Annotated in this window: 17 protein-coding genes; 14 read left to right on the top strand and 3 right to left on the bottom strand. The window is 51.2% G+C overall.

Translation table 11 applies throughout. The features are described 5' to 3' along the window. Position 1: 1 nt before the first annotated feature. The 3 genes from KJB30_RS04640 to KJB30_RS04630 all read left to right on the top strand — a co-directional run bounded on the left by KJB30_RS04640 (position 2) and on the right by KJB30_RS04630 (position 3532). Positions 2–1447, top strand: a complete 1446-nt coding sequence (locus KJB30_RS04640) for a sensor histidine kinase (RefSeq protein WP_214296765.1) — start codon at positions 2–4, stop codon at positions 1445–1447. Positions 1448–1473: 26 nt separating this feature from the next. After that, a complete protein-coding gene (locus KJB30_RS04635) occupies positions 1474–3024 on the top strand; it encodes a R3H domain-containing nucleic acid-binding protein (protein WP_214296764.1) in 1551 nt (516 codons plus the stop codon). Between the two features lie 148 nt (positions 3025–3172). Further along, complete coding sequence (locus tag KJB30_RS04630; protein ID WP_214296763.1) at positions 3173–3532, top strand: hypothetical protein; 360 nt, start codon at positions 3173–3175, stop codon at positions 3530–3532. A 241-nt stretch (positions 3533–3773) separates the two neighbouring features. Here the strand turns inward: KJB30_RS04630 and KJB30_RS04625 are convergent, their stop codons facing one another. Then, positions 3774–4241, bottom strand: coding sequence for an NUDIX hydrolase (locus KJB30_RS04625; protein ID WP_214296762.1), 468 nt, complete (start codon positions 4239–4241; stop codon positions 3774–3776). A gap of 1 nt (position 4242) precedes the next feature. Then, the gene (locus KJB30_RS04620) at positions 4243–5373 is read right to left on the bottom strand and encodes an AAA family ATPase (RefSeq protein ID WP_214296761.1); all 1131 of its coding nucleotides are present in this window, start codon (positions 5371–5373) and stop codon (positions 4243–4245) included. A 305-nt stretch (positions 5374–5678) separates the two neighbouring features. Here KJB30_RS04620 and KJB30_RS04615 point away from each other — a divergent pair, with 305 nt between their 5' ends. The 3 genes from KJB30_RS04615 to KJB30_RS04605 all read left to right on the top strand — a co-directional run bounded on the left by KJB30_RS04615 (position 5679) and on the right by KJB30_RS04605 (position 7464). Next, entirely contained in the window at positions 5679–6329 is a 651-nt protein-coding gene (locus KJB30_RS04615) for a DUF2959 family protein (RefSeq protein ID WP_214296760.1), read from the top strand. Between the two features lie 111 nt (positions 6330–6440). Next, positions 6441–6761, top strand: a complete 321-nt coding sequence (locus KJB30_RS04610) for a putative quinol monooxygenase (RefSeq protein ID WP_214296759.1) — start codon at positions 6441–6443, stop codon at positions 6759–6761. A gap of 49 nt (positions 6762–6810) precedes the next feature. Further along, complete coding sequence (locus KJB30_RS04605; RefSeq protein WP_214296758.1) at positions 6811–7464, top strand: hypothetical protein; 654 nt, start codon at positions 6811–6813, stop codon at positions 7462–7464. 139 nt (positions 7465–7603) lie between these two features. On the opposite strand, the gene KJB30_RS04600 is transcribed toward KJB30_RS04605, so the two are convergent. Further along, entirely contained in the window at positions 7604–7795 is a 192-nt protein-coding gene (locus KJB30_RS04600; RefSeq protein WP_214296757.1) for a hypothetical protein, read from the bottom strand. 179 nt (positions 7796–7974) lie between these two features. Here KJB30_RS04600 and KJB30_RS04595 point away from each other — a divergent pair, with 179 nt between their 5' ends. The 8 genes from KJB30_RS04595 (at position 7975) to KJB30_RS04560 (ending at position 12975) form a co-directional block, all read left to right on the top strand. Further along, positions 7975–8421: an NfeD family protein gene (locus KJB30_RS04595; protein WP_214296756.1), complete on the top strand. Its 447-nt coding sequence runs from the start codon at positions 7975–7977 to the stop codon at positions 8419–8421. A 22-nt stretch (positions 8422–8443) separates the two neighbouring features. Further along, on the top strand, positions 8444–9292 hold the full coding sequence (locus KJB30_RS04590; protein WP_214296755.1) for an SPFH domain-containing protein: 849 nt from the start codon (positions 8444–8446) through the stop codon (positions 9290–9292). Positions 9293–9408: 116 nt separating this feature from the next. After that, positions 9409–9738: a PilZ domain-containing protein gene (locus tag KJB30_RS04585; protein WP_214296754.1), complete on the top strand. Its 330-nt coding sequence runs from the start codon at positions 9409–9411 to the stop codon at positions 9736–9738. 182 nt (positions 9739–9920) lie between these two features. After that, positions 9921–10217, top strand: coding sequence for an MTH1187 family thiamine-binding protein (locus KJB30_RS04580; protein WP_214296753.1), 297 nt, complete (start codon positions 9921–9923; stop codon positions 10215–10217). Between the two features lie 35 nt (positions 10218–10252). Continuing rightward, positions 10253–10597, top strand: coding sequence for a DUF3024 domain-containing protein (locus tag KJB30_RS04575; protein ID WP_214296752.1), 345 nt, complete (start codon positions 10253–10255; stop codon positions 10595–10597). 75 nt (positions 10598–10672) lie between these two features. Further along, entirely contained in the window at positions 10673–10876 is a 204-nt protein-coding gene (locus tag KJB30_RS04570; RefSeq protein WP_214296751.1) for a 4Fe-4S dicluster domain-containing protein, read from the top strand. Between the two features lie 196 nt (positions 10877–11072). Beyond that, positions 11073–12149: a 3-methyl-2-oxobutanoate dehydrogenase subunit VorB gene (locus KJB30_RS04565; RefSeq protein ID WP_496198526.1), complete on the top strand. Its 1077-nt coding sequence runs from the start codon at positions 11073–11075 to the stop codon at positions 12147–12149. An 82-nt stretch (positions 12150–12231) separates the two neighbouring features. After that, entirely contained in the window at positions 12232–12975 is a 744-nt protein-coding gene (locus KJB30_RS04560) for a thiamine pyrophosphate-dependent enzyme (protein WP_214296749.1), read from the top strand. Positions 12976–12985 lie beyond the last annotated feature (10 nt).

Below are 12985 nucleotides of genomic sequence, written 5' to 3'. Positions count from 1 at the left end.
TATGAACGAAAAAAAAGTTAGCGATATCCCGCGATGCAATCAAGCGATAGATGAACTGAAGCGGGAGAACGAGATCCTTGCCCAGCAGGTAAAGCGGCTGGTCAAAGCTGAGAGCAAGCTCTATGAATTTCAGGAGGAGCTGGATGCTCAGCTCAAGGAATATAAAGATCTCTACCAGTTGAACAGAAAACTCAATGCTCGCCTCGATATGAGGCAAATTTGCAGGCTTACAATTGATTATGTCATTCAGAACTTGAATTACGAGCGGGCACTTTTTTTTGTGCAGGGGCCAACCGGCACATATCAGGTCTGTTCCCTGGATGGTTATTACGAAGAAGCGGAGGATAGCGAGGTGGCGGGCCTCAGCATAGAACAGGATGATCCGTTTCTGGCGCCATTGTTTGCGGGAAGCGAATATCTGCTGTGTAAGGCAGGAACGGAAACGCAGGGGCTGGAATGTCTGACCACGTTGCACATGCACGAGTATTTTGTTTACCCATTGGGTGCTCACAGACCACGTCCCGTGGCACTGCTTGCGGTCGGTAACACGGCTGCGAACTCCGAATTCTATCGGAAAGTGGACGACAGCAACGGCACGCTTCTCAGCATGGGCAATTTCGTGGGGTTGGTATCTTCTTCAATTGAAAATTATTTTTCCTATCACCAGCTGGAAGAGAGTGAGGCCAGATACCGGCACCTGAACGAAATATTGGAACAGCGGGTCAGGGATGCCGTGAAGGAGTTGCGTGAGAAGGACAGGATTTTGATTGTCCAGGGTCGTCAGGCTGTCATGGGGGAGATGATCAGCAATATTGCTCATCAATGGAGGCAGCCGCTCAACATACTGGGACTTCTTGCACAGGAACTGCAGATGATCAAGCAGCTGGGGGATTTGAACAGCGAGCATATCGACGAAAATGTTAACAAGACGATGAAAGTAATTCAGCAGATGTCGAAGACCATCGATGATTTCAGGAATTTCTTTAAACCTGACAAGGAGAAAGTTGAGTTTAAAGTACTGGAAGCTCTGGATAAAACTTTGTCTGTGATTGAGGAACGTTTTAAAAAGGATCTGATTCAAACGGACGTAGAAAGGACCGGAGATCCCGTTGTGATTGGTTATCCGGGCGAGTTTACCCAGGTCCTTTTAAACATCCTGATCAATTCAAGAGACGCATTGATAGCTCGCAATGTCGATAGTCCTAAAATCTGCATCAAGGTCTTCGAGGAGAGAAGCAAGACAGTGGTAACTATTATCGACAATGCCGGCGGTATCCCTGAAGAGATCATAGATAAAGTCTTTGAGCCCTATTTTACGACCAAGGGGCCGGAGCAGGGAACCGGAATTGGTTTGTTCATGTGTAAAACCATCATAGAGAAGAATATGAATGGAACCTTGAGTGTTTGTAATGTTAAAGATGGCGCACTGTTCCGGATTGAAGTGTGAATGGCTGATTTTTATAAGGGGATGAGATGAAAAACGGCCATAAACAGAGTATCAAAGAACAGGACGATACCATGCTGCTGGTCGCGACCCTGCCGGCGCAGTTGCAGGCTGGCCTGCGATCATTGCCATTGGAAAATCTGATCGAAGTGGTCATGGACCTGGGACGTCTGCCGGAGGCGCGTTTTCTGGACCAGGTGTTGTGTCTTTCCGAAAGGCCGGTCAGCCAGCAGGACCTGTCACACGTAACCGCCCTGGTCGGGGAGTTCGGTGATGATAATCGTGCCGGGATCGAGCGCACCTTGCACCGTATCTCCGGCATCAGGAATCGCAAGGGACAGATCATTGGTCTGACTTTGCGGGTCGGCAGGGCAATCTTTGGCGGGATTGAACTGTTGCGCGATCTGGTGGAAAGCGGTCAGAGCATCCTGATCCTGGGACGTCCCGGTGTCGGCAAGACCACCAAGCTGCGGGAGATGGCTCGAGTGCTGGCGGATGATCTCAAAAAGCGGGTAATTGTCATCGATACTTCCAACGAAATTGCCGGTGATGGTGACATTCCCCATCCGGGTATCGGCTCGGGCCGACGCATGCAGGTGCCTCGCCCGGAACGCCAGCATGCGGTGATGATCGAGGCAGTGGAAAATCACATGCCCGAGGCAATTGTTATTGACGAAATCGGCACCGAAGCCGAGGCGACAGCAGCCCGGACCATCGCCGAGCGCGGGGTGCAGCTGATTGGTACAGCCCACGGCAGTGCCTTGGAAAACCTGATCAAGAACCCGACTCTTTCCGATCTGGTGGGTGGTGTGCAGGTGGTGACTCTCAGTGACGAAGAGGCCCGTCGCCGTCGAACCACCAAGACGGTCAGCGAGCGGCGCTCACCTCCGACATTCGAGATATTGGTGGAGATGGTCGATCGGAACGAGTTGATCGTGCATCGAGATACTGCAGCGGCGGTGGATGCGATTTTGCGTGGTTTTTCGATGCCTGGCGAACACCGCGAACAGGCTGCCAATGGTCAGATCCATGTGCGTGAAATCGAGGCGCAATCTTCAGCCTCATTTGTTCCCCCTCAGGCGTCAATACCGGAAAGAGAGCCGGTTCGGGAAGGTCCTTTGCGAATCTATCCCTATGCGCTTTCCCGCGATCTGCTGGAACGGGTGATCCGCAGTCTGCATCTGGACGCCCGCAGTGTGGGAGGGCCGGAACAGGCAGATATCGTGATTGCGCTGCGCTCGCGTAGCGATGATCAGCGACTGAAGAAATTGGTGGCAGGGAACCATGTCCAGCTTCATTTCATCAAGCGCAACACGGCCAATGAGATGCGCAGGCTGATTGAGCGGGTCTTCCACCTGTTTGATGATGAGGCTGAAGATGAAGCTGCCGGACTGGTGGAGGAAATCAATGCCGCTATTGCCAAAGTGAGCAGCGAAGGGGTGGAGGTTAAACTGTCTCCGCGTCCGCCGCTGTTGCGCAAAATGCAGCACCGCATCATCTCCGGCCATGGTTTTCTCTCCATGAGCGAAGGGCGCGAGCCTGGTCGGCACCTGGTGATATATCCGCGGGAAGCAGAATAGATAAAGTCTCCGGGTAGGGGAGTCCGGCCGGTCGCCCTAGACCTCTCGCATTCGTGTTGACTCAGTGACTGATCTTCCAGGCCTGTTATACTTTAAGGAGCAGTACACACGGAAGCAGTAACACTCATTTCACCGGGAGGAACAGACCATGAACGTACGTAATCTGGCACTAGGCCTGGGAGTGTTCAGCATCGGGCTGGGAGTGACCGAATTGGTGGCGCCTGGAAAACTGGCCAAGGCGCTGGGTATGAAGAAAAGAACCAAACTGGTTCAATTGTATGGCCTGCGTGAGGTAGCCACTGGAATAGGGCTGCTGTCGCGGAAAAACAAGGGGCCTTGGGTATGGGCTCGAGTGGTGGGAGATGTGGCTGATTTGGCAACTTTGGGGCAGGCGCGCAAAGCTAAATCTCACTACAGGAAAAATGCCGCTGTGGCCGCAGCCGCTGTGGCTGGAGTGACCGCGCTGGATATCTTCTGCGGCAGGAAGCTGAGCTCAGCTGCGGTGTAGGAGCTGAAGCAGGTACAACAGTCTGTGATGAAAATGGGCCGCTCTTTGGCTAGAGTGGCCCGTTTTTTTAGAATCGATTTGCGTAGCCGGAAGTAGGTGCCTCTAGGCAAGGCGCAGAGAACACAGAGAGAATCTAAACCAGAGGGGTTGGATGAAACCAAGAATTTGTATGTCTTTCTCTGCGAAACTCTGCGCCGCTGCGTGAAACAAGGTTTTCGGAAACGTTCCCCGGTGCTGCACTTCAGATTGAACAAAAATTCTGTTCGAGCTGAAGCTGGTAGGGTTTTATTGTGTATGCCCGATACATGAGGGTGCCGTCATAGTCCAGCAGCGCTCTGAGTCGTTCCCTCATGACTGTGCCGGTTACCATCTCCAAAGCATCGCTTTCCGACGCCCAGCAGGCTTCTGTGCTGTCTCCCTCGCAGGGGGTTAAATCACCGCTTTTGTAGGTGCCCAGAAAGGTGAAAACAAGAGCAGAGGGGGGCGTAATCATGGACCAGACAGCTGCCAGAGAGCCTGCCTCAATCTCGACACCAGCTTCTTCAAGGACTTCGCGATGCAGCGCATCGATCAGAGTTTCTCCTTCTTCCAGCCTGCCTTGGGGAATTTCCCATCCTCTTTTGTGATGTTTTATAAGCAGGACCTTATCTTCGCTGTTTCTGATAAGCCCTCCCACTACCACGCAATGCATCGGATTCGTACCTGACATGTCAACCTCTCTTTCCTTTGTTCTGCAATTCATTTGGGGCAAACAGTTCATCAATAGCGTCAAAATCAATTTCCTGCTCAGCCAGTGTCCGGATAAGATCAAGTTTTTCCCGGTCCTCCGGAATCAGCTTGGGTGTGTCTTTGCTGATAATCTGGTACAGCTCTGTGCTGACCTTGTGCACGCTGCGCATGTAGGGGATTTTGCTGCGATCCAGAATCTGTTGGGTGATCGGGCTGACAGGGGTGGAGCCGGAGATGATCAGGCCAACAACCAGCGAGCGATATTCCGGCATCTTGTAGAGGTGGGCCAGAGTTACCAGCAACTCATCCCGGCTGCTGGTGACCAGTATCAAGGAGGGCTCAGTAAGCAGTTCCATTACACGCTGGGTTGATGCTGCTCCCACAAGCACCTTGTAGATGATCCTTTGCAGCTCTCGCTTGTTACCCTGCAGGGGCAGTCCAAGCAGGGTCGAAATCCGGCGCAGGGTCGGGTTTGCCAGCAATGGATGGTAGTCAAACCCGCCAATGACGTGAAAGCCTTCATTCTTGAGGGCGCGTCTCAAATAATCGAGGGTCTGCTCTCGTTTATCTGCAAGCAGCATGTTTACGAGTATGGCGCGCACATCGACCTGTTCTTTCTCGAAGAATGCAAGAATCATCGAGAGTCTGTCAATCACGCTTCCCAGACCGCCTCCTGTTACCAACAGCAGCGGTGCATCCAGTAGTCTGGCGATGCGGGCATTCGACAGTTGCATCACTGAGCCGACACCAGGATGTCCCGATCCTTCGATAATGATAAAATCACACTCTTGTTGAAGAGTCTCAAAAGCCAGTTGAATCCGCTCTTGAAGAGCGGCGGGTGATATTTTCCCGTCAATAACCTGTCGAGTTGTCTCAGGACGGATAACTACTGGTGATATCATCTCGATATCTCCGGTCAGTTCGAAGACCTGGGCCATCAGTGCAGCATCCTTGTCAACCAGTTTCCTTCGGAAGGTCAGGGTCTGGCCGCCAAAAGGTTTGATGTAGCCTACCCGCCGGTATTTCTTCAGGGCAAGATGCATCAAGCTGATACAGGTGGTGGTTTTGCCGCTGTTTTTATCCATGGCGGCTATGAAAAGCTTCTTAGCCATTTTCCCTCTCACGATACCTTTTAAGCCGACTGCTGATGATATCCTTTTACCACAGGGCTTTGAGCTTATCGAGTTCTGGATGACAAAAATATCGTCAACCCGGTTTCCTCGGGACCATCACATGTCGCAGTTCTGTTGCATGTGATGGACTTCGCTGACAGAATTTAGTTTCCCGCATAACATTTTTTACAGATTAGTCTGCAGTTTAAGTGACTTAAAGCGGCATCAGAACCGTGGCACGTAAGTTGTAAAATTTCTTGTGACCGGAGTTTTCCGTCTATCTCACATCCAGAAAGGAAATCACTATGAACTTCAAGAAACTACCTCTTTTCCTGGCAATGGCCTGCATCGCCGGCTCACTCTCGATCATGAGCGGATGCGCAACAACCGGTGCGGACCGGGCGGCAAAAACAACTACCAGCATGCGGGATGTACAAACCGACATTGACCAGGCCGCCATGCAGGTAGATGCAACCAATGCATCACTGGATGATCTTGTCAATCCCGGGCAACCTAACATCACTGAAAGCTTCAAGAAATATTCTGCAAATGTCGCTAAAATGGATAAAACTGCCAAACGCCTCGACAGGCATACAGAGCAGATGAAATCCCGTGGCAATAATTATTTTGAGGAATGGGACAAGCAGGAAAATCGTTATACCAATCCTCAGATTCAGGCGCTCAGCGAGCAGCGGCGCACTGAGTTGCGTGAGACATATTCCCAGATTTCTGCTTCCAGTGTGGGGATGAGGGGAGCACTGGATGCATATGTGAAGGATATTAAAGAAATTCAAAAGTATCTTTCCACGGACATGACTCCCAAGGGAGTTGAGGCTATCACTCCGGTTGTCCAGAGAGCCAAAGAGGAGGGAAACAAGCTGAAAGAGGTAATTCGTCCGGTTCAGGCTGCAATCCAACGGACTCAGGCTGAAATGACTCCTGGTTCACCACGGTAGGATGCTGGAAACGGCAGAGAAAGCAGCCCGGCTTTAAACCGGGCTGTTTTCGCGCGAATCCTTACCATCAAAGTTGAGAGTAACTGCTTTATCAGTGCAAGGAGAAGGACCATGCTTGACGTCACTATTACCATGAACGTACCGCCTGAAAAGCGCAAGGAGGTGCTTCAGACTGTCAAGGTTATTCTTGGGCCGATCCGCCGACAACGAGGCTGCATACGCTGCAATTATTACTCTGATGTAGAAGACGAAAGCAAATTCTGCTTTCGGGAGGCGTGGAGAACAAGGGCGGATCTGGATAATCATCTCAGATCAGACCGTTTCGGAGTGCTTATAGGTGCTCTCAGCCTGTTAAGTGTTGAGCCTGATGTGGATATTGCCACAGTCAGCTCCATCGCCGGTCCGGAAGTGATCAAGTCGGTTCGGCAGTGATACAAATTTACTCTTCGGCGGATGCCACTATGCGATTTGGAGAAACACCATGAACAGATCTCTGCTTGCGACAGTAATTTCAGGACTGGTAGTGGCTCTCTTTTCAGGGGGCTGCAGCTCGACAACAATAACTTCTCACTGGAAAGACCAGTCTTATCAGGGGCCACCACGCAAGATTATGGTGGTGGGAGTAGCGAAAAAGCCCAGCAACAGGAGGGTTTTTGAAGATGAGTTTGTCAGGCGGCTCAGGGAAGCGGACATCAATGCCATCGCCAGCTATCCCATTATTCCGGATCAGAAACAGGGCAATGAGAAACTTATTGCCGCAAAGGTCAAGGAATCGGGTGCTGATGCTGTTTTGATCACACGGTTTGGAAACAGGAAGACAGTCAGAACTTATGTGCCGGGAACCATGACCCATACACCCAGTTCATTTTACTATGGGGCATGGCGGGACCATTATCCTGCCTACTATGGAACTTGGCCGGACTATTATGGATATGGTTCTCAGATGGTCTATACTCCAGGCTATGTGGATGAGGACGAATATGCTCTCATGGAAACCAATCTCTATGCTGCTGGTGATAACAGACTGATCTGGTCAGCATCGTCCGAGACTGAGATCAGAGGTTCTGATGAGAAGATGATCAAGTCGTTTATCGGCAGGATGGTTAAAACGATGAAAGAACAGAAAGTGCTGTAATTGAATCAGCTAAGCGTCTGTCGGACTTAGGAAGTCGTAGTAGTAGATTTACCCTAAGTTCGACAGGCTTCTAGTGTTGGCAACAAAAAAGCCGCCCTCAAAGATGAGGCCGGCTTTCGTTTTGCTCGCTTTAACAGATTCAGGCGTAGGTGGAGAAGTTGTAATTGCTGTCGGCTGCTGGTTGCGGGGTTTGCTGTGCATTCTGGGCCAGTATGTTCACTATCTGGTTCTGCTGTTCAGCGGCCTGTTTCATCAAGGTGGTTGAAAGTACCTGCTGCGTCTGGGCAGTTTTCATCAACTGTGCCGCTCCTGCTATGCTGACTGTGTCCATTGTCTTCCCTCCTTTAATTAAGAATACTGCCGCGAATCCATGATGTTTTGCAAGTAAAACTTTTTGAAGTTGTAAGGCGTATGCTACACTCGCGACTGCAAGCTACATACTACTGGTATGAAGGGCTGTTCTCGTACTCTTTGTGGCGCTTCAAAGCTTGAAATCGTGAGGGGAATCCTATGCAATTGGAATGGTGGTACTGGATTATCGCCGGTTTCTGTCTAATCGGTCTGGAGCTGATTGTGCCTTCGTTTACGATTATCTGGTTCGGCATGGGTGCTTTGGTGGTTGGTGTGCTTGTGTTGGTCTGGTCAGGCTTCCCTGTTGCGGGGCAGATTCTTCTGTGGAGTGTGGCTTCCATAGTTTTTACCCTGATGTGGTTCAAATATCTCCGGCCTGAAAAAAACAGAACTCATGCCGGAATGTCCAAGGAGGGGATTGTCGGCGAAACAGGTATCATCATCCGTGGTACGGACGACAGTTACGGAAAGGGTACTGTTAGATTTCGCATCTCGGTGCTGGGGGCAGATGAGTGGAGCTGCTATTCCGAGCAGATATTGCAGGTGGGGGATTCTGTACGTGTTGTTGATATTGAGGGGCAGATGCTCAAGGTTGTAAAAATATGATGAGGTCCACAGGAGGAGGCATATGCCGGGAATAATAATTTTTGGTGTTTTATTGGTTGTTGTTGCCGCAACTCTTTTTGCCGGGGTTAAGACAGTGCCCCAGGGTCAGGAATGGATTGTCGAACGACTGGGGAAGTATCACTCAACCCTGAAGCCGGGACTTAATTTCATCATTCCGTACATCGATGTTGTTGCCTATCGCGTTTCCACCAAGGGGGATGTGCTGTCCGTTGGCGCACAGGAGGTGATCACCAAGGATAATGCCGTGATCATCACCAACGCCATCGCCTTCATCAAAGTCACCGATCCGACCCGTGCGGTGTATGAAATCCAGAACTACGAGTATGCCATCCAGAACTTGGTCATGACATCGCTGCGTGCCATCATTGGGCAGATGGACCTGAATAGCGCCCTTTCCGAGCGAGAGCACATCAAGGCCAAATTGCAGGACAATATCTCCAAGGAGGTTGCTGCCTGGGGTATCTACGTACAGTCCGTTGAAATTCAGGATATCAAGCCATCGGAATCAATGCAGCGGGCCATGGAGCAGCAGGCCAGCGCAGATCGGTTCAAACAGGCCACCATTCTGGAAGCGGAAGGTAAGCGCGAAGCCACTATCCGTGAGGCTGAGGGAAGGCTGGAGGCTGCCAAGCGTGAGGCAGAGGCGCAGATCAGGCTAGCGGAGGCTTCAGCCAAGGCTATTGGAGATATCAGCGAAGCGATTCAGGACAAAGATCTTCCGGCTGTGTTCCTGCTGGGGGATCGCTACATCAATACCTTGCAGAAGATTGCCACATCCCCGAATGCGAAACTGGTAATTTTGCCGTCAGATCTGCCGGCCGCCATTCGCGGTCTAATGGGCAAAGGGTAGGGTGAGTGTGCTGTTGATGGGCCAGTGAGCCTTGCCTTTGCACCGCAGTGTGGGATAATTGCCTGAGACGGCAGCACTGGAGATAGCGGTTAGTTCAGGCACCACAGGAGGTTCACATGAGCTGTTCGCGCAGACAGGGTGAAAGGATCAAGAGTTACGAGAAATTGGTCTTGAGTCATAATGGAAGAAGTACAGTCTGCTTTCTGGAGGATATTTCTCCATCGGGCGCTATGATCAACTGCTACGATTCTCTGGGTGATGCCCTTGATTTGGGTGATTCATGCACCATCAAACTATTTGATACCATCAATCACTGTCTGCGGGAAATCAGGTGCAACGTATCCCGACATCATTCCACCCAAATAGGTCTTCAGTTTTCCTGCTATACCACGGACATGGAAGATGCTTTTGCGGTTTCTTTCGACAGGCCTGAACAGATTACGTAAAAACTGGCTGTTTTTCTGAAGATTGTGGAGGTGGTTATCAAGCCCAGTGTACGACATCGTACGGTGGGCTTTTTCATTTTTTGGAAATGGTTGATCTTGAGTGTGTTTTGTGGTGATGTAGTGTTTTACGGCGTGTTGCTGCTTTAATGAGACACAATAACATATCAGAAGGAGTTGTTCAGATGAAGGTTCTTGTTGATTTATGCATAGTTCCCCTAGGTGTGGGGATTTCCTTGTCTCCATATATAGCAGCATGCGAAAAAATTCTCATTGATGCTGGCCTTAAAGTCGCGCTGCATTCATATGGGACCAATATCGAAGGGAACTGGGATGAGGTATTTGCTGCGATTAAGCGGTGTCATCAGGCTTTGCACGAAATGGGCAGTCCACGCATAACTACGACCATCAAGCTGGGAACCAGGACTGATCGGTATCAGACAATGGAAGATAAAGTTAACAGTGTCAGGGAAAAGATGTGAATTCCATCACCGAACGGTGCTGATTGTGAGAAGAGATGGCATTGCCTGACAACGAGAGAGAGAGCGTTAACACATTGCTGAAGCGGCTGTGCAGTCACAGGATCACCCTTTATAAAGGGGAGAATGTTGAACTGAAATATGCGGTCAGCGGCAACAAAGTGACACTGGTGGAATCGAGGCCTTTTTTTGTGGATCCTGGGGTGTGGAACCATATCAAAGTGGCACAGTTCGAATTTTCACCAACAGCCTGCACCTGGACCCTGTACTGGTATGACAGGAAAAACAGGCGACAACCTTATCCCACCGGAAGAAACAGGGATGTACTAGAAAAGCTGGTAGATGAAGTTACGAAGGATCCCACCGGCATTTTCTGGGAATAGCCCTCCGCGTGTTGACCTGAAAAGATGAACCTGATATAAACACCTCTTTAAATTTTCGACAAGGAATGGCCATTTATGCCGCATATCGTGATAGATGAAGCTCGCTGCAAGGGGTGTGGATTGTGTACCATCGCCTGCCCCAAAAAGCTGGTCGCGTTGAGTGATTCACCCAACAGCATGGGATTTACAGTTGCTGTGTTTTCCGATGCATCGCAATGCACCGGCTGCACATTGTGCGCGGAGATGTGTCCGGACGTGGCCATTACTGTGTTTAAATAGTTTTCGTCCGGAAAGGGTTCTTTTTCGCCCTGGCGGCGTCAATCTTCGGACTTACTTGTGCGGCGTACCGATGTACGCCTCCGCGCAATCCCTCGATTTCCTTGCCAGGACAAAAAATCTCTCTTTTCCGAATCGGAAACCAATAGTTTCTCATCCGGAGTTTCCGGATGGAAACTAAATAGAAATGAGTATTCAGATGGAGGCGGGATTGTCTACGAAACTTTTTGTCAAAGGGAACGAAGCAGTTGCCATGGCCTCGGTCGAGGCGGGCTGCCGCTATTATTTCGGGTATCCAATTACCCCACAAAGCGATATTCCCGAGTACCTCTCTCGTGAGCTGCCTCGCCTGGGTGGTGAGTTCATTCAGGCTGAAAGCGAAATTGGCGCGATCAACATGTTGCTGGGGGCTTCGGCCACCGGAGTGCGCTGCATGACCTCTTCATCGGGTCCGGGCATTTCCTTGAAGCAGGAGGGTATTTCCTATATGGCCGGTTCGGAACTGCCTGGCGTGATTGTCGATATCATGCGCCAGGGTCCCGGGCTTGGCGGTATCGATGCTTCCCAGGCAGATTACTGGCAGGCTACCCGTGGCGGCGGACATGGCGGTTACCGCATTATCGTGCTTGCCCCGGCTTCGGTGCAGGAGATGTACGACCTTACCATGCTGGCCTTTGACCTGTCTGATATATACCGCATCCCAGCCATGGTTCTGGCAGACTCTGTGATCGGGCAGATGAAGGAATCCCTGGTTGCAAATCCACGCCCTGTCGCCACACTCCCCGCCAAGGATTGGGCGGTTCGTGGAAGAGGGGAGGGGCAACTGCAACAGGTGGTCAAATCTCTCAAACTGGGAGATGGTGAGATGGAGGCACATCACTGGAAGATGCATGCACGCTATCAGGAACTGGCTGATGCAGAGTGTCGCTGGGAAGAGCTGCAGACTGACGATGCAACTCTTATTGTAACCGCTTTCGGTTCCGTGGCCCGTATCGCACGTACAGCCGTTGCTATGGCGCGTGCCGAGGGTATGCAGGTGGGCCTGTTGCGCCCCATTACACTGTTTCCGTTTCCGTCTAAAGCCTACGCCGATCTGTCCACACGTTGTAAACGCTTCCTGGACATTGAGCTCAGTACAGGCCAGATGGTGGATGATGTGCGCCTCTCCGTGGCACGTGATACTGAGGTTGATTTCTATGGCCGCCCTCCGGGAGCCGGCTCCCTGCCCACCCCGGAAGAATTGTTCGAGCAGATTGCCAAAAACTACAGACGTTGATTCAGGATCGGGGTAAATTGAGGCTGTTGGTAAGATTTAGTCTCCAATCCCTCGTCCCTGGTCCCCATTTCGAGGTTTTATAATGAAACAGGTATTCAGTAGGCCCGAGAGCCTGAAAGACATTCAAACCCATTTTTGCCCCGGCTGCCATCACGGCAGTGTTCACCGGTTGGCGGCCGAGGCCATGGATGAATTCGGAGTGCGTGGGGAGACGATCGGAGTGGCTTCCGTGGGCTGCTCGGTATTTCTGTACGGCTATTTTGATGTCGATGTGATCGAAGCGCCCCATGGCCGGGCCCCGGCTGTTGCTACGGGTGCCAAACGTGCCCGCCCCGACAGAATCGTGTTCAGCTATCAGGGTGATGGTGACCTGGCTGCTATTGGCACTGCGGAGATCATACATGCTGCCAACCGTGGTGAAGACATTACCGTCATTTTCGTCAACAACACGACCTACGGCATGACCGGAGGACAAATGGCGCCCACCACAATGGTCGGGCAGAAAACATCCACCTCCCCCTATGGCCGAGATCATAGCAAGGATGGTTACCCCATTCGCATGGCAGAACTATTGGCTCAGCTGGAAGGAGTCGGTTTTTCTGCCCGGGTGGCAGTGAATAGCCCCAAAAATGTCATGCAGGCAAAGAAGTTGATGAAGACTGCTTTTCGTTATCAGGTGGAGAAAAAGGGCTTTGCGTTCATTGAAGTCCTGGCCGCGTGTCCCACCAATTGGGGAATGAATCCGCTGGCAGCCAATCAACGGGTTGGAGATGAGATGGTTCCTTACTTCCCGTTGGGCGTGTATCGCAACACTGCAAATCTGTAGATCAGGAGTC

The sequence above is a fragment of the Pelotalea chapellei genome (assembly GCF_018531195.1).
In the GTDB taxonomy this organism is placed as follows: domain Bacteria; phylum Desulfobacterota; class Desulfuromonadia; order Geobacterales; family Pseudopelobacteraceae; genus Pelotalea; species Pelotalea chapellei.
Note: the sequence above shows the minus strand (reverse complement) of the source record. Positions and strands in the feature narration are given on the sequence as shown.